Here is an 18,676-nt window from a genome sequence, read left to right on the forward strand (position 1 = left end):
ATTCATTTTTTTATTCACGATCGAGTATTGCATATAATTGTATCATAGTCTTGATAATGATTTAGGATTGCTATACATGGCAAGTGTACTGTGTTAATGCTAGCGTCTCACGAGGCGGGGCGTGAGCGCAGTGAGCCAGAGGCCTACCGTTTCCCTAGTTCCTGAATTAAAACCCATAATTGCCACCAATTTCAGTCCGACTCCCAGTGGTTTTTTTTGCAATTTCCTCTCTCGTTCTTTTTCCTACCTATCGGTAGTAAGAGAGGAAAGATTCATTCTTAGAGTGACCAATGCCTGCCAATTATATCAACCTTTTTTCCCAACTAATAGCCAGACATGATTTTCACCAAAATAACTTCTTAGAAGCAAGCCACTTGCAGCCAACTGCAACAGCCGATTTGTGTGAATTTTTAGGCGAAGAGGTTATTTATCAGACAATCGCGACTGCTACAACTCCTAAACTCTACAAAATTCCTCAAGACTTGCCACCTTCAATAATTTCTGCTTTGCACCGCCAAGGCATTCAACAGCTTTATTCGCACCAAATTAAAACACTCAAAGCCGTGCGCCAGGGCAAAGATGTCATCCTCAGCACAGCAACAGCTTCTGGCAAATCTTTAAGTGCGTACTTGCCTATTTTAGAGGGCATTCTCCAACATCAATTTACTGCACTCTCTATTTATGGCTTGAAAGCTTTAACAGCCGATCAAAGTCAAAAACTTGCCGATTTGCTCCAACTGATTCCTGAGCCTGCGCGCCCGCGCCTTGCCCTTCTAACTGGCGATACTCCTCCCCAAACTAGAGAACAATTATTGGCTACAAATCCTAGCATAATCAGCGCAACACCAGAGTTGATTCACTATGCGCTGAAAGGGGTTCACTGGAGCCAGCCTTGGCAGCACTTTTTAAGTCGCCTCCGCTATATTGTCCTAGATGAAGCTCACACTTTTAACGGAGTTTACGGAGCTAACATGGCTAGCTTAATTCGCCGCTTAAAATTGGCAGTAGACGAGCGCGGAGGTTCTTCTCAAAAACTGCAATTCCTGATGTTGAGTGCTACCGTTGGCAATCCCGTTCAATTAGCGAAGTTACTATCTGGTAGAAGTCGCAAGCGAAATATCAATAAATCAGAGCGGTTAGTTTGGATTAACTCTAGCGGAGCTGCTGTCCCAGAACGGCAATTAATTGTTACTAAACCGACTCATGATGCTAATTCCGATGTTGCGCGCATCATTATGTTTTTGTTGCAGCAAGGGCAAAGCGGAATTTGCTTCGGTAACGGCAGACAAGCAATTAAGAACTTGTGGGCAACTTTTAAGCAAGAAGCTGTAACTCAAACTAACTCTGGAATTGAGTCGCAAGTAGCACTTTTCTACGGCAGTTTAACCAGCGAGCGCCGCATGGGAATTATTAACTCTTTGAAGTCAGGAACAGTTAAGTGTATCCTCAGCACCAGCGCTCTCGAAGCGGGAATTGATTTGCCTCAACTTGACTTTGCTATTATTAGGGGATGGCCGGGAAGCTTGCAAGCTTTCAGGCAGAGGGCTGGCCGGACCGGTCGGACAAACTCCGGTTTAATTATCTTCATTCCCATTGCACAATCACCTTTGGATAACTATTTTGCCGCTCGCCCTGAATTGTTGCTGTCGGCCGAATCTGAATTAGTGAGCTTTAATGCCAATTATCCCATAGATATTGCCAAACATTTGATGTGCGCGGCTGTCGAAACTGGCATTCCTGCCAATAAGCTCAAGCACTACTTTGGCAAAAGCGCTCCTCAAATTGCAACGGCTTTAATTGAGCAAGGTGTTCTTCACAAAAGCCGGGATAAATTATGGGCTAAGGGGTTTCCGCATAAAGATGTAAACTTTCGAGGGGGAACGGGTGCTAGCACGATACAACTGGTGGATGCGGAGACTCAAGAAGAGATTGAATTCCTCAGTGCGGAGATTGCTTATCGAGAAGTATTTCCGGGTGCTATTTACCGCACGCAAAACTCAGACGGCTGTTTGGTGACTTATACTTCGCGCTCACTCTTGAATGGCAAAGCTATTTTACAAAACATCCCTGAAACTCGACTGTTTACTGTAGCGATTAGCCACACTGATACCAGCCTCAAGCAGAATTTGAGTTTGCCTCAACAAATCCCGTTGGTTATTCCAGAAGTTGAAGGAAATGTTCAAACCAATTCAACGGATAGTAATGCAATTCCAGCTCAAGCTATTCTGGAACTGGCTTGGGGAGAAATTAGCCAACTTGTCACGGGTTATCAATTATTGACTCGCAATTACCAGTTAACTTGTCTCAATAGAAAATGCGTCAATTACCGAGAGCCTTTATCAAAATGTACTGTCTGTCCTGTTTGTGGCAAGAGAACTCGCTCGGCTGAGATAACATCGGTTCTTAATGAGGTAAACTTTGAGCAACCTTACGAAATCAAATTTGCGACTCCTGTACTGCAAATTAGTTTGAATTCCCCGGTTGAATGTTACCTGCAACACGTAGTAACAGCTACTCGCCAGGAATTGCTTCAGTCTCAACAGCCGATTCCTCCCGGATATCAGCAGTTGTGGGAGTACCCCGCGAATTTGTTGGCTATTCACAGTTTCGGTCATCAAATTTTAGCCGCTTTACCTCTGACTATTTTGGCTTCAGCTAATGATGTAAATTTTGTGGTAGAGAAGAGAGGTGCAAATGACTATGCAGGACTCTTTTACGATTTAGCAGAAGGGGGTTCGGGAACCTCGGAAGCTATTTTTCGTTCTCTCCCTCAATTAGCTCATGCGGCTGCTGAGTTAGCCCGCAGTTGTTCTTGCAGTTCTGGCTGTCCTAAATGTTTGATTCAGTCGGGATGCCCTGATGGCAATAAAGCTTTACTCAAGCAGGTGGGGCTGTTGCTGTGCGAAACATTTTCTACTCCTTAAATATCAAAAAATTGGTGGAATAGACGGCTGAGAAAGGGGAATAGGGAGAGAGAAATAGGGAAAATGGGAGTGGGAATAGAGTGTACCTTTTTTGTTTGAAAATAGCTACACTCTATTCCCAAATTTTTTTTACTGTTTTTATTAAACCAGACGCTGCTTGCATCAACATAGAATTGTGCGAACCGCTACTGCGGTTTTTAGGGGTGCATTTTTCAGACTTTTACTCATGAAAAACAAGCTTGTCTTACCAGTTATTGACTCCAAAACTAGAGAGTCAACGCTGTTACATTTCAGAAAGCAACCCTATAAACCAAAGAAAAAGCAAGCTCTAATCCCTAACCTCAAACGAGATTTAAAGCCGGGCTGGCTTTTAACAATTCTCGCACAAATAGACCGATGTTTATGGGGAAGGTGGGATTATTGGGCTTTGTGTCAAGCTGTCCCCGCTCCTGCCTGGATGCGGTGGAAGATGGAGCCAATGCTAGCCATTATGGAGAACAGAAAACCCGAAAAATTACCCAAATTTGTAATTGAGGAAACTTTGCCAGCAGAAGCGATTCCCCAAATCGAATGGCAGCATTCTCCTACCGCAGAAGCAATGCTAGATAACACTCTCAATTGCATTCCTCAACATGGAGAATGGAAAACTTGGTCAGCTTGGGACTATTTGGAGTTTTTCTTGGACTGGGTTTTGTTCGCATTCGGACATCCAGCTTACAAGATTTTACCCAAAGAACCCGCCGGCTGTGAAGGTGCATCCATGCGTCTTTATCAGATGTTTGACCTGTCAATTCTCATGCTGTATCCTGAAGATTACATGGGCCGGCTGCTACCCCAAATTTGCGGAAAGACTGCTCAAAAAAGTTCAGGGTTTTATCCGACACCCTTAGCTTTGTGTCAGTTCATATCTAAGTTAGTCAGTGGTGATAAAACAGAGCGAATTTCCAGCTTCAATGAACCTGCGTGCGGTACGGGTGCTTTAATGTTAACACAGTCGAATTACTGTCTGAGCGGTATCGGTCAAGATATAGACCCTACTCTGTTAAAATGCGCTTTGTTTCAGTTTTATATGTTTTCACCTTGGCTGGCTGTTCCGATTTGGTGGTTGGGTCAAACTGATTTGCTCCTTGGTAATACTTTAAGTAGCGATAGACCCCAATCAATGAATGCTGCTTACTGGTATGATCAGTGGTTTGAACCTGTTGATTCACTAGCTAAAAATCATACTAATTGCCCAGGTGAATGTGAAATAATTTCAGGAGAAAGTTCAGAAGTTATTGAGTTGAATGAGATGATATCAATTCCTTCAAATCCAGTCGTTCAAGAAGTTTTAAAGGGCAAACGCCGACCCAAAAAGAAGACAACATCACCTCACCAATTGACGCTGTTTAATTTGGACGATTTTTAGCACAAATCTAGCAGCCTATATAATTTGCTAATTTAGGGTGCAAGACCGATCGCATACTCCGCACACATTGAGTCAATACACCCTAAACTAATAGAGTGCAAGGAGGCTGAAGTTTTTACCAAAGCCTTATCTCTTGTACAATTTTTAATATTAGCTTATTAAATCGCTATTTTATTGGGTACCATAGGTTAATTAGGAAGTTTAAACTACCTTCTAATCCCGAAGCCTATCTTGACTTCCTCCAGTTGATTCTCAAAACTGTGCAAGAGAGCGATCGCAACCCCCAGATCATCTACTCCCTGTTGCAAGCAAATTTGGATAAACTGGATGAGTTTCTAGCACATATCTTGCAAGCTTGGGCATTGTCAACCTTGCCTCAAGCAGAGCCAGAGATTGCCAGAGATATTACTGAAGTAATCGTCAGCTTTTGTATCTTGCTCAGGCAGTTTCCGTTAGGTGACAAAGCCAGCCACCTAGAAATTATTATTACCGGACACGAAATTGCGAGTAATGTCTTTACCCGCAGGGAATTTCCCCGGGATTGGGGAATTGCTCAAAACAATCTGGGTAACGCCTACCTCTACCGCATTCACGGCGATCGCGCTGAAAACTTAGAGATGGCGCTCGCTTACTTTCGTAGGGCGTTGCAAGTCCGCACTCCAGAGGCTTTTCCCACAAGTTGGGCAATTACTCAAAACAATTTAGGTGAAGCTTACCGCAATCGTATTCTAGGCGACACCGCAGAAAATTTGGAAGTGGCGATCGCGGCTTTCCAATCTGCGTTGCAAGTCTTTACTTTAGAGGAATTTCCCCTGGATTGGGCAACCGCTCAAAATAATTTGGGAAATGCCTATCGCAACCGCATCTTAGGCAACCTGGAAGAAAACCTCGCTCAAGCAATACAATGCTTCCAGCACGCCTTACAGGTGTTTACCCCAGAAACCGCGCCTCAAGATTGGGCGATGGTTCAAAATAATCTGGGAAATGCTTACCTCTACGGCGTTCGCGAACACTACAGGCAAGATTTGCCAAAAGCGATTCGGTGCTACGAGCAAGCTTTAACTGTTTACACCGAAGAGGATTTTCCTTTGGGTTGGGCGCTTGCCTATAACAATCTAGGCATCGCTTATCTCTGTAACTCCGAAGGGAATTTAACTGAGAACCTAGAGCAAGCCATCCATTGCTTTCAACAAGCCCTCCGAATTCGCACTCCAGAAGCATCTCTCAAAGACTGGGCAATGACTCAAAATAATCTGGGGGCTGCTTATCGAGATTTGGGTAAGGTTGACGAGGCGATTCACTGCTTTGGGCAAGTTCTGGAAGTCTATCAACCCGGTGATTTTCCGGTTGAGTGTTTGACAGCAGGGCGTAATTTGGGCAATTTGGCGTTTGGGGCGAACCGATGGAAGGAAGCGATCGCGGGTTATAGTACTGCTATTGATGCTGTAGAACAAAGTCGCAGTTGGGCGAATACCGACAAACGCCGTCAGGAAATTTTGTCGGCAGCGATCGATGTTTATGCCAAGATGGTGCAAGCGTGCATCAATACCGACCAGACCGATCTCGCTTTGGAATATGTCGAACGCAGCAAAGCCCGCAATTTAGTTGAACTTCTAGCTGCACGCGACCTGTACCCTAAAGGTAACGTTCCGCAAACAGTCATTGAGGAATTGGATCGGCTGCGGCGAGAGATTGTGACGGAACAACGCCGGATTGAAATGCGATCGGGAGTCGGTGAGATAGCCAATTTGGAGACGTTACCCGCTCTAGCTGCATTTCAGGAGTCTCGCACCTACCTGAACCAACTCCAACAAGAACTGGATGAACTGATTCATCGGGACATCCAGCCCTATGACCCCACCTTCAACCTAACTCAAAGAGTTGAACCTGTCACCTTTCAGCAAGTACGAGATTTGCTCCCCAATTCCCAAACGGCACTAATTGAGTGGTATATCGCTGAGGAGACATTTCTTGCTTTTATTGTCGCACCGCACAGTCAAACTCCCTTTGTCTGGCAGTCATCCACCCAAGACTATCAAGCACTGATGGTGTGGATTAGCACCTATCTGACGACATACTACGATAACAAGCAGCAGTGGCAAAGCACTCTAAATGAGCAACTTCAGCAACTTGCTACCATCCTGCACTTGGATTATCTCCTGTCTGTTATCCCCTCGGACTGTTCTCAACTCATTCTCATCCCCCACCGATTTTTGCATCTGTTTCCGCTTCATGCCTTGCCTGTAGGCGAGGGGCAATCGCCAGTGGTAAGTGAGAAGCAACCTTCTGACACTCTGTGCTTGCTTGATAAGTTTCCCGGCGGCGTGCGCTATGCTCCCAGTTGTCAGCTATTGCAGTTAACTCAAAGCTGGAACCGCACCAACTTCAGCCATCTGTTTGGGGTGCAAAACCCCACCCTGGATTTGACATACAGCGATATCGAGATGGCAATTGTCCGACAGACTTTTCATCCCCACGCGGAGATTTTGGTGAAAGCAGAGGCACGCAAAGAGGCGATCGGCAACCAGCGTTTGCAAGCGGCTCATTGCGTCCACTTTGCCTGTCACGGCATTTTCGATCTAGAATCTCCTTTACGCTCTGCCCTGGTGCTGGCAGGTGTGGATCTGAAGGCTCTTGAGTTAGAACGTTGTCTGACGCTGGGGGAAATTTTTGGACTAAATCTGAGTCAGTGCCGTTTGGTGGCGCTTTCGGCTTGCGAGACAGGTTTGACCGATCCGACTTCCCTCAGCGATGAGTACATTGGTTTACCCAGCGGGTTTCTGTATGCAGGAAGTCCCAGCGTCGTCAGTTCGCTGTGGACGATTAGCGATATATCTACGGCATTCTTGGTAGCCAAGTTTTACCAGAATCTGCAACAGGGGTCATCTGTGGCAGTAGCACTCAATCAGGCTCAACGCTGGTTGCGAGATGCTACTGGCGATGAGTTACAACAGTGGATGGAGGAACAACAGTTGCCTTTGGCTCCAACGCTGAAGATTTCGCTGGCACGCCGGTTCCGGCAGAATCGACAGCCGTTTCAGTCTCCTTTTTATTGGGCAGCATTTTGTGCGATCGGTCGGTAATTATGGATGAAAAACGGCGAGAAGATTACTTAAAGTTGATTAATGCGCTACGGGCTTGTTCCAGCAGTCAAGTGTCAGAAATTTTGAACGCTAATCCAAGCTTGATTGATGCCGGGTTAGTGAAAACTATAGAACAGGTAGTAGATGTACTGGTAGAGCGAGGCGATCACAACGTTGCTGATTTTTTATTAAAAATATCTAGTCAGCTAGCTGAACATCTGGGACTATCAGTATCTTATAAGACTATAGCCAAAAGAACAAAAAAAGCCAATTCTTCAGAAACTCCGCTAATAGAGACTGCTAATTTTTTAAGGTATGCACTAACTTTAAGTAGTAACAGTGATGCTAAAACACAAAAATTGCATCTTCTACTGCAAGAAAACCTAGATAAACTTGATGAACAGTTAGCAAGATTTTTAAATAACTGGCTGACACCTACCTTGTCAGCAATGGAGCCAATACAAGCACAAAGCATGGCAGGATATCTTGCTAATTTCAGTAACCTAATTCGGAATTTCCCACTGGGAAGTAGAGCAGATAATTTAGAAATTGCCATTACCGGTTATGAAATAGCTGCAAAGGTTCTTACTCAAGAAGCTTTTCCGGAGAAATGGGCAGCGCTCCAAAACAATCTGGCAATTACTTACTGCGATAGGATTCGTGGTACTCGATATGAAAATATAGAGAAGGCAATTGCAGCTTGCCAATTAGCTTTGCAAGTTTATACCAAAGAGGCTTTTCCGGAGCAATGGGCAACAGTTCAAAACAATGTGGGAGCTGGATACTATGACCGTATTCGCGGCGATCGCGCTGAAAATATAGAGAAGGTAATTTCAGCTTGCCAGTCAGCTTTGCAAGTTTACACTCAAGAAGCTTTTCCGGAAAAATGGGCTACGCTGCAAAATAATTTGGGTGATGCTTACCTTGACAGAATTAATAGTGACCGAGCAAATAATCTGGAGTTAGCTATAGCAGCTTATAAGAGAGCTTTGCAAGTTCGCACTTGTGAGATGCTTCCTCAAGATTGGGCAACAACTCAAAATAATCTAGGTAATGCTTACCGCAACCGTATGAAAGGCGATCAGAGCGAAAACATAGAGGATGCAATTCACTGCTACCAAAATGCACTGCAGGTGCGTACTCAAGAAACTCTTCCAGAAAAGTGGGCTGTAACTCAAACTAATCTGGGTAATGCCTATCTTTATCGAATTAAGGGCGACAGGCGACAGAATCTGGAAAAAGCCATTTTAACTTACCAAGTCACTTTGCAAGTTTACACCCGTAAGGCATTTCCTCAAGATTGGGCTACGCTCCAAAACAATTTAGGCTTTGTCTACCTCAAACTAGGGCAGGCAACTAAGGCAATCACTTGTTGTAAATTAGCTCTGGAAATTCAAACATCTACTGACTTTCCTATAGATTGCCTGAGAAATGGACGTAACCTTGGTGATGCTGCTTTACTTGCAAGGCAATGGGCAGATGCAATTGAGGGTTATAGCATTGCTATCGAAGCAGTAGAACAAAGCCGTGCCTGGGCTATTACAGATGCAAGGCGTCAAGACATTATTTCAGCAGCGATTGATGCTTACGCTAGCGTAGTCCAAGCCTGCATTAATAATAACCAGTCAGACAAAGGACTTGAATATGTCGAGCGCAGCAAAGCTCGGAATTTAGTTGAACTTCTTGCCAGCCGTGACATTTACCCTAAAGGTGATATTTCTGAAACTGTCCTCAACGAACTAAAGCGATTGCGTCGAGAAGTTGTAGCAGAACAACGTCGCCTAGATATAGCCGAGCACAATCGTTCAGGCGGCATAATTTCTGGTACTGGTGAACCGACGCTGGATTCAGCAGCTTGGCTAAAAGACCGCGACCGCCTCAATGAATTGCTTCAACAGCTAGATAATTTGATTGCTACCGAAATCGATCCTATAGACCCCAACTTTAGAGCTACCCGACAAGTTAAACCTATCTCCTCTAACGAGATTCAAAACCTTATAGACGATCGCGCTGCTATTATTGAGTGGTATATTACCGATAATAACTTCTACACTTTCGTCATCACCCACCAATCTCAGCATCCTCAAGTCTGGTCATCCTCTGCTGAAGAACGACAAGCTTTTTTAGATTGGCAAGAGGAATATTTGCAAGACTACCAACAAAACCGAGAGCAATGGATTCAGAAACTCTCGGATCGCCTTTACCGCCTCTCCGAAATCCTGCACATTGATGACATTATTAATAGTTTCCCAAGCGACTACGACCAAATCATCTTAATTCCTCATCGCTTTTTGCATCTGATTCCCCTCCATGCTTTACCTTTATCTGAATGGGGTTGCCTTCTAGACCGCTTCCCCAAAGGGGTACGATATGCTCCCTCATGCCAGCTATTACAACTAACTCAAAACCAAGAGCGGTCTAATTTCAATCGACTCTTGGCTATTCAAAATCCCACTCAAGATTTAGGCTATACGAGTGTTGAAGTCGGAATTATTCAGCATTACTTCTCTCAGGCTGATGTTTTTGTTGAAAAGGCTGCCAAAAAAGCCGCCCTTGTAGAAGTAAAGATTAAAGATAATGAGACGAGAGAGGTAGTCCAAAACTCCCAACTCAGTTTAGCAAACTGCATTCATTTTTCCTGTCATGGCGAGTTTAATTTTGAATCTCCCCTAGACTCAGCGCTGTTATTAGCAGAAGGGGAACGTCTTACTCTTGGAGAATTTTTTGACCTTGACCTTTCCCAATGTCGTCTGGTTACCCTTTCCGCCTGCGAAACAGGTCTAACTAATTACAAAATTCTCAGCGATGAATACGTTGGAATTCCCAGTAGCTTTCTCTATGCAGGAAGTCCCAGTGTTGTTAGCAGTTTATGGACAGTTCAAAATGTATCAACAGCTTTTTTAATGATTAAATTTTATCAAAATATTTCGGTGTGTAACAAGGTAGCGATCGCTCTCAACCAAGCTCAAATTTGGCTGCGAAACCTGACCAAAAAAGAACTGCAAGAATGGATTTCAGAAAATAAAATCTCTCTAGATGCAACTCTCAAAATGAGTTTGCGTCGCAGGCTAAATAAAATATCAGATAATGAGCAACCCTTTAAATCACCCTTTCACTGGGCTGCATTTTGTGCGATCGGACAATGAATTCAATTTACCCTGAACCTGAAGAAACAGATACCGCTGAGGAATAACAGGATTTCCCGCTGTTATGAGGCACAATAAAATATCATTGTTGTAGTCAAAGCTAATGAAAGCATATTGGGTAGACCTCCGAGAAGAAATAGTGAAGGCACATTTGGCAGAAAAAATGCAATAACTATGAATGAAGAACGCCATCAAAGCTATCTAAATCTAATAAATTTGTTGCTAACCTGCACCCAGGGTCAAGAAATAGAAATTTTACAGGCTCACCCAGATTTACATGATGCCAGATTAGTAATGACAATGTTACAAGTTGCATCCGATCTGATAAAGCAGAACCATTTCAACAACGCTAATCAGTTGATGAATATTGTGGGGTTAAGGCTTGGAGTTTATTGCCATTCCTTAACAATTTCTAAAAGAGAAGAAAGTGACAGGCTGTTTGACCACGGGGAGCAACAATTTCAGGAGGGCCAATTGGATGTAGCCTTACAACTATGGCAACAAGCACTAGCTATTGATTGGGTAATGGGAAACCGTAGAGGGGAAGGCGCTTGCCTTAATAGCCTGGGGCGGGCTTACTATTCACAGGGAGAGTACAAAAAAGCCATCGCGTGTCTTCAACAAGCTGTTGCGATCGCTAGAGATATCGGGTATTGCGAAGGAGAAGTAAAATCGCTTAGTTTTTTAGGATGTGCTTCTGGGTCTATAGGCCAGTATCATAAAGCAATAAAATATCATCAAGCTGCCTTAAAATTATTTCAAGACATAGGAAATTATAAAGAAGAAGTGCATATTTACAATAATTTGGGTAATACTTACCGCTATCTAGGAGAATATTTATTAGCAAGAACCTATAATATCAAATCATTAGTTGCTTCTAGAAAAATTAAAGATAGCAAATTAAAGGCAGCTTCTTTAGCAAATTTAGGTTTAACGTTAGAGGCAAGTGGAAAATACAAAAAAGCAATCAAATATCACAAGCAAAGCCTTGAAATAGCCCGAACAGTTAAAGATTACACATTAGAAGCTGCGGCATTGGGTAATTTAGGATGCGTTTATAAATCATTAGGAGAGTATCAGAAAGCAATTGAATATCAGCAGCAAGATTTAGAGATTGCGATAAACAACAAAGATCGTAAACTAGAATCAGGTGCTTTAGATAATCTCGGCATTATTTATTATGTTTGTGGAGAGTATAAACAGGCGATAGAGTATAATCAAAAGTCTTTAGGAATTTCCAAGGAAATTGGAGATCGGCAAGGACAGTCGAATTCTTTGATAAACTTAGGGTTAAGTTATCAAGCCTTAAAACAATTTCAACAAGGCCTTGAATGTTATCAATTAGCTTTAAGTCTTAAACAAGAGATTGGAGATCGTAAAGGGGAAGCGATTTGTTTAGGTAATTTAGGTAATTATTACTATTTTATTAATCAATATGAGAAGGCTATTGAGTATTATCAACAAGATTTAAATATTGTAAAAGAAATTGGTTATTGCCAAGGTGAAGCTGATGCTTTGTCTGTTCTAGGATCTGCTTATCAGGCTTTAGGTGATATTGATTTATCTTTAAACTATTATCACCAATCTCTACTTATTACCAAAAAAATAGGAGATTTATCTGGAATTGGAACTTGTTTAAATAATATAGGAGCCGCTCTTTTCTCGTTGAGCATTTTAGAAGAAGCAAAAACTACGTTTTATCAAGCTATTGATGTTTGGGAATCTCTCCGGTTCGATTTAAAATATCCACAAAAAATCTCAATTTTTGAACGTCAATCCACAAGCTATCGTCAACTACAAGAAGTTTTAGTTGCTTTAAATAGACAAGAAGAAGCCTTGGAGATTGCAGAACGAGGGCGTACTAGAGCATTTGTTGAACTGTTGATAAAGCGTCTATTTGAGGCGGATACTAAGCCAAATGTAATTGATTGCCTATCTAGCCAAAAAATTCAAGAGATTGCCGATAATATAAATTATACCCTGGTCGAATATTCAATAGTTGATTCTGGAATGAAGCTTTTGATTTGGGTTGTTAACCCTACTGGGGGTATAAATTTTTCCCAAAAAGATATTAAATCGCTCCAGCAAAAAAACACTTCTCTCTTCAAGTTAGTTATTAAAGCCCGCGAATCTCTTGGTATTATCGAAAGCCACCACGATGCCTCAATTCCTGCTAGCCCTGCTCCCCAACTAAATGCAAATTTGACATATCCGCAGCTCCACCAACTCTATCAAATTTTAATTGAACCGATCGCGCACCTCTTACACACCCGGTCTAATACACCTGTTGTCTTTATCCCCCAAGATATCCTATTGCTGGTTCCCTTTTCATCTCTCCAAGATTCTGAAGGCAAATTCCTTATTGAGAAACACACAGTTCTCACGGCTCCCTCGATTCAGGTATTAGAGTTGATCCAAAAACGGAGCATAGAAGCACAGGAAACTCCTCTAGAAGCACTGGTAGTGGGAAATCCCTGGATGCCAACAATTCCCCTAACTGAACCGCCCCTACAATTACAGGAATTACCTTGGTCAGGAACTGAAGCAAAAGCGATCGCCCCCCTCTTGCAAACCCAACCCATCACGGGTGCAGCCGCCACAAAAGTTAATGTTGTAGAGCAAATGCCAAAGGCACGGTTGATTCACCTGGCAACTCACGGACTATTAGATGATATCCGGCAGCTAGGCGTACCGGGGGCGATCGCCCTTGCTCCCAGCGATGGAGACAATGGCTTCCTCACGGCTGGCGAAATTTATAATATGAAGCTAAATGCTGAACTGGTTGTATTGAGTGCCTGTAGTACCGGACAGGGTAAAATTACAGGGGATGGGGTGATTGGGCTGTCCCGGTGTCTGATTGCGGCAGGAGTCAAGAGTGTAATTGTGTCTCTGTGGTCAGTAGGCGACTTGTCCACGGCTTTCTTGATGGTGAAGTTCTACCAAATTTTCCAACAAGGAGTAGTCGCCAGCATTGCTCTCAACGAGGCTCAACGTTGGCTACTGGAAGTCACAAAAATGGAACTGGAAGATTGGATAGAAGCCAATCGCAGTATCTTGAGTCCTACTTTGAGAATGGGCTTGCGTCGCCGATTGCATCAACTGGATGATAACTCCAAACCCTTTCAACATCCCCGTCATTGGGCAGCATTTAGCGCCATTGGTCAGTAATGAAGAAAGCTGGATAATAGATCTTAGGCTGTCTAAGCTATCCAAACATGAACGAAATACCCCAGAACTGGGGACTGCGTAGCCCCAGTCTCACCCTCTACGCTTTCCATCTACGAAACAGCATCAACCAGGGAGTACAGCCGACTGTACCAGAAGCACCTCGGTTGTGGGAACAATTGGTAGATTGGGGAAATAAGCTTGATATTCCAGAATTGCAAAATCTACAGCAACAACTGATTAGCTATCAAAATCACCAGTATTTTCCCGAAGCAGAAGATAATCTGGAAAGCGAATATTGTACTTTATTAGTCAATCGACAAGCGAGTTTAGATTTTCAAATAATTGCTCAACCAGATGGCTTCCTACTTCAGGGATTACTCTGCCCACATCGATTGCATGATAGTTATGCGATCGATTTAACCCTGTCTTCTCAAGAAATATTTTTTCTGTCTCAATTATGCAAGCTTAATCCGCAATACCTACTACTACCCTCACATATTCAAGCTTCTTTAGGGCAAACACTATTATTGTTTGGGCAACCAATTGAATTACAGAAAAACTATCAAGGTTTAGCAGATGCTTGTGTTGTTCAATTAGTCCCAGAAACAGATAAAACTGAGCTAATAAATACGGGTTATTTGTTAGGAAATCCAATTTTTGAGTATGAAAGCCGACATAAAGACCCAAGTAAACAACTCCATATTCTAGTTTGGTTTAAATGCAAAAGTATGAATCCAGACGACATGGATAAGGCATCTGAGTTATTGCTTTATCTGCTGTGGTGTCGTCATAAGATCCAGTATGTTTATCACGAATCTCGTTGGTGCGATCGCCAGCTAAAACAACTGTATAACCGCATAGAACAGCATCGGAACAGTTTCAGTCAAATTTCCCAATCACTAGATCGGCAAAGGCACTTTCGGCAATTGTTGACAGAGTTACGGGAGATAGATATTGAGTATGCAGGCTACTTGGGAGACTTGGATAGCCACGAAAACACCATTGCTATCAACGAGCAGAATTACAGGGCGAAGCTGGAAAAGTTAGAGGCGCTACCTGAAACTGACTTAAGTGCGTGGCAACAGTTTTTGGATTATGTCCGTAATAAACTGCAACGTCAAATTCAAGCGGATCGGCGCTTCCTAGCTCCAGGGCGCGATCGCTTGCAACATCTCAAAGCGACGATCCAGGAAAGCATTGCTACTGAAGCAGTTGCAAGTGAACTTCAGTTTGACAGGGACTCGTGGGAGCCAAAGCAACAACTTGCACTCACTTTACCAAAAAAGTTATATTATCCAGATAACTCTGTAAACGATAGAATACAAGGCAGGTATCCCATCGATTCCAGAGCAATAGCATCTGTTAGGAGATTACCTGTGGAAGCGCCATCATCTGAACTACGTCAATTATGCAGAAATGTTTTTTTGGAGTGCGAACAGTTTGAAAGTTATAAAAGGCTGCGTGCTTTTTGTTCTACTGCAAGCCTTAATTTTATCATAAATCAATTAAAAGATGCGAGCAATCCTTTAGAGTTATTTGACTTAAATTTTCCTCTTCTATTTAAAGCAGAACACAAATCAGATGGCTGGATATTCCCTATCTTTTTGGAAGAATTAAAGCAAGCTTACGATCCCAATGATATACGATCGAATCATCTGAATGACTTAGGCAAGCAGGTTGAAGCTTTGACAAAGCAATATCAAACATACCAGCTTGTCAACTCAATTAACAGCAGCTTTAGTTGGTTACACCTAACCGACTTTCATCAAGGCATGAGAGACCAGGATTGGCTCTGGCCTGGTGTAAAAGAAATATTTTTTGAAGATTTAAAGAGACTTCACGATAAAAGTGGGTCGTGGGACTTAGTTTTATTTACTGGTGACTTGACCCAGCGAGGCAGTGCTGAAGAATTTGAAAAGCTTGATCGGCTTTTGGTACAACTATGGGATTATTTCGCTCAATTGGGTTCATCTCCTAAGCTGCTAGCAGTACCGGGAAATCACGATTTAGTCAGACCTAACACAAAAGATCCTGCGGTAAAATTACTCCAGCGGTGGTTAAAGGAACCGGATGTACAAGAAGAATTTTGGCATAATGCAGAATCTTCCTATCGCCAAGTTGTTACAAAAGCCTTTGAAAACTACATAACATGGTGGGAAAGGCAACCCTTTAAGCCAGAACATCTAAAAGCTGGTATTTTACCAGGTGATTTTTCAGCCACTATTGAAAAGAATGATGCCAAGCTGGGAATTTTAGGTTTGAATACCAGCTTTCTTCAGCTTACTGGTGAAAACTATGAGGGCAAGCTGGCTATCCATCCCCGCCAATTTCACCAGGCTAGTGACGGTGATGGCCCAGCTTGGGCAAAGCAGCATGACGCCTGCCTGGTACTAACGCATCATCCGCCAAGTTGGTTGACCCCTGATGCCCAAGCGCACTTGAATGGAGAAATTACCGCTCGCGGTCGTTTTGCCGTTCACCTATGCGGTCATCTACATGAAGCTAATTCTACAGAGATTGTTCAAGGCGGTACTGAAGCTAGGCGAATTTGGCAAGGGCGATCGCTCTGTGGGTTAGAATACTATGAAACGAAAACAGGACAAAGCCTCAATCGTCTGCATGGCTACACGGCTGGTAAAATTGAACTAAGTGAAAACAAGGGTAAGTTGATGTTCTGGCCTCGTGAAGCACGTTTGCAAGGAGGACAAAGAAAAATTGTGCCAGATTATTCCTTTGACTTAGATGATAACCAGCAGACTTTATCGAGAGATTTTGAATTGTTTCAACGGTATGAATGAATTATCCTGTTATTTGCAAGAAGTCTTTAGTAGGGAGACTGAGCAAGAGTTTCCACTGTGGGGACGAAATTATCAAGATGGTGTCCAGGCATATCAGCGATTACTGGGCTGTTACAAGCTGTGGGAGATTGATTGTGAAAGCGCCACCCTCTGAACTCTATCAATTATGCAGAGAACTTTTTTTGGAGTGTGAACAGTTTGAAAGCTGTGAAAGTCTGCGTTCGCTTTGCGTTGTTGATGAACTTTCTTTTATAAAATTGCAACTAAAAGATGCTAAGAGTCCAATAAATTTATTTGACTTCAACTTTAAGGTTTTGTTTTGCTCAGAGCATCGATTATATGGTTGGATATTTCCAATTTTTTTGAAACAATTAAGAGATTGCCAGCATCCAGATGATATGCTCTGGACTAAGCTTGATGACTTATGCACCAAGGTTGAAGCATGGAAGAACCAGCCTCAAGCTTGTCAGCAACAAGTACCTCAATCTGAACATAGACTTTTTAAATCGCTTCTCCGTATTGACTTTGACGAGCAGGAAGAAGCCGTGATGGAAGTATTAGATTCGCCAAGTTACAACAAAACAGCAGCTTTCCTGGTTCATGGCGAAGAAAAATTCGGGCAAGAGACTTTGGTTACCAGACTATCTCAATTATCTAAGTTACGAAATGGGCGACGAATAAAAATTAAAGTTGGTGGCATGGAAGGCATATCCAACTTATGGAGTGAGATTGGCAAACACTTACTGGATAAGAACCAGACTAATTGGCTGCCAGCAACTAAAATAATAGATCAAATTTTTGAGCTTTTGCAAACTCAACATTTAATTTTTATCTTTTCAGATGCCCATCGTAGTTATATAAGCTTTTTACCAGAGTTAATTCAGGAATTTTGGCAACCATTGGTACAAAAAAACAATCAGCGAGAAACATATTTAGCCATGTTTTTGGTAGATAATAAAGGATATATATGCAAATCAGGACTTTCTTTAGCTTGGCAAGTTAATCACCCAGATTTACCTAGAATTCCTCTTTCTTTACCTCCTGCTAGTCGATTTCCAGTAAGGAAGCTTAATGAATGGGTGGCCATGGCAGCAGCCGCAGAGGTAGTACCTGAAAATTTATGTGTTGAGACATTACTGGAAGAGTCTCAAGGAGGCGTTCCCGATTTGGTTTATCAAAGAATTTGTTACCACTGTGGTTTTAGCTGGGAAGGAGGATTGGCAAAATGGTTGATTCAGTGATACCTCGCATCTATACGGGCGAAAAGCGACCCTCCCCAGAGGAGTGTGAAGTTTATGGACTTGAACCTTATATACCTTCACCAGAATTGGTTGAAGCAGTCAATCTCACCATTTTTTTAAAAAAACGTCCTTTATTGCTCAAAGGTGAACCTGGTAGCGGGAAAACTCGCTTGGCTCATGCTGTGGCTTATGAGCTAGGCTTACCCTATGAGTCTTGGTATATTCAGTCTACAACCAAGGCAAAGGATGGTTGTTACACTTACGATGCGATCGCTCGCCTCCACGATGCCCAATTAGCACGTCTTGACGAACAAAAACTCTCGAAAGTTGATAAGCTTTGGAATTACATCAAGCTAGGGCCATTAGGTCGTGCTTTTGGAAATTCGCAGCGTACTGTGGTTCTAATTGATGAAATTGATAAAGCTGATATTGACTTTCCTAACGATTTACTCCAGGTGTTAGATGAAAAGCGGTTTACCATACAGGAGATAAAAGTTAAGGAAAAAGAAGCAGAGAAAGAATACGAAATTAAGGCGAAAGAACCACCGATTATATTTATTACCAGTAATGACGAAAAAAATTTACCGGATGCTTTCTTACGTCGTTGCCTATTTCACTATATCGAATTCCCTGATGAGTCTGAATTAATTAACATCATTAACGCTCATTTTCCCAATACAAATTCAAATGTTGTTGGAGCCGCAGTAAAAAGTTTTGATCTATTAAGAGAGCAGATGGAAACAGACAGTGGCAGAACTGGTAAAAAGGTAAGTACCAGTGAGTTAATTGATTGGTTTACAATACTGCAACAATATCCTGAAGACAAAGCACTATAGCAATCCTAAATGATTTTCTGTGTGTAACTATATTGACGTATTTTGGGGAAATCAAATGTATGTTCGTTAGTA

8 protein-coding genes are annotated in these 18,676 nt (G+C 42.6%); all 8 read left to right on the top strand.

Translation table 11 applies throughout. From position 1 onward, the window contains the following. Window positions 1-290: 290 nt before the first annotated feature. The 8 genes from QUB77_RS30150 to QUB77_RS30185 all read left to right on the top strand — a co-directional run bounded on the left by QUB77_RS30150 (window position 291) and on the right by QUB77_RS30185 (window position 18,604). Window positions 291-2,924 (top strand): DEAD/DEAH box helicase, encoded by a 2,634-nt coding sequence (locus QUB77_RS30150; RefSeq protein WP_333180673.1) that lies wholly within the window; start codon window positions 291-293, stop codon window positions 2,922-2,924. A 226-nt stretch (window positions 2,925-3,150) separates the two neighbouring features. Next, on the top strand, window positions 3,151-4,332 hold the full coding sequence (locus tag QUB77_RS30155) for a hypothetical protein (RefSeq protein WP_333180672.1): 1,182 nt from the start codon (window positions 3,151-3,153) through the stop codon (window positions 4,330-4,332). Between the two features lie 245 nt (window positions 4,333-4,577). Continuing rightward, window positions 4,578-7,415 carry a CHAT domain-containing protein gene (locus tag QUB77_RS30160; protein ID WP_333180671.1) on the top strand — a complete coding sequence of 946 codons (2,838 nt, stop codon included), beginning with the start codon at window positions 4,578-4,580 and terminating at the stop codon, window positions 7,413-7,415. A gap of 1,070 nt (window positions 7,416-8,485) precedes the next feature. Further along, window positions 8,486-10,561 carry a CHAT domain-containing protein gene (locus tag QUB77_RS30165; protein WP_445251902.1) on the top strand — a complete coding sequence of 692 codons (2,076 nt, stop codon included), beginning with the start codon at window positions 8,486-8,488 and terminating at the stop codon, window positions 10,559-10,561. A gap of 174 nt (window positions 10,562-10,735) precedes the next feature. Then, window positions 10,736-13,729 (top strand): CHAT domain-containing protein, encoded by a 2,994-nt coding sequence (locus QUB77_RS30170; RefSeq protein WP_333180670.1) that lies wholly within the window; start codon window positions 10,736-10,738, stop codon window positions 13,727-13,729. Window positions 13,730-13,776: 47 nt separating this feature from the next. Then, window positions 13,777-16,527: a metallophosphoesterase gene (locus QUB77_RS30175; protein ID WP_333180669.1), complete on the top strand. Its 2,751-nt coding sequence runs from the start codon at window positions 13,777-13,779 to the stop codon at window positions 16,525-16,527. A 134-nt stretch (window positions 16,528-16,661) separates the two neighbouring features. Continuing rightward, window positions 16,662-17,768 carry a hypothetical protein gene (locus tag QUB77_RS30180; RefSeq protein ID WP_333180668.1) on the top strand — a complete coding sequence of 369 codons (1,107 nt, stop codon included), beginning with the start codon at window positions 16,662-16,664 and terminating at the stop codon, window positions 17,766-17,768. Next, the gene (locus tag QUB77_RS30185; RefSeq protein ID WP_333180667.1) at window positions 17,753-18,604 is read left to right on the top strand and encodes a MoxR family ATPase; all 852 of its coding nucleotides are present in this window, start codon (window positions 17,753-17,755) and stop codon (window positions 18,602-18,604) included. The genes QUB77_RS30180 and QUB77_RS30185 overlap by 16 nt, the downstream gene beginning before the upstream one ends. The last annotated feature ends 72 nt before the right edge of the window (window positions 18,605-18,676 follow it).

The sequence above is a fragment of the Microcoleus sp. AT9b-C3 genome, assembly GCF_036705485.1.
Classification (GTDB): Bacteria; Cyanobacteriota; Cyanobacteriia; order Cyanobacteriales; family Microcoleaceae; genus Microcoleus.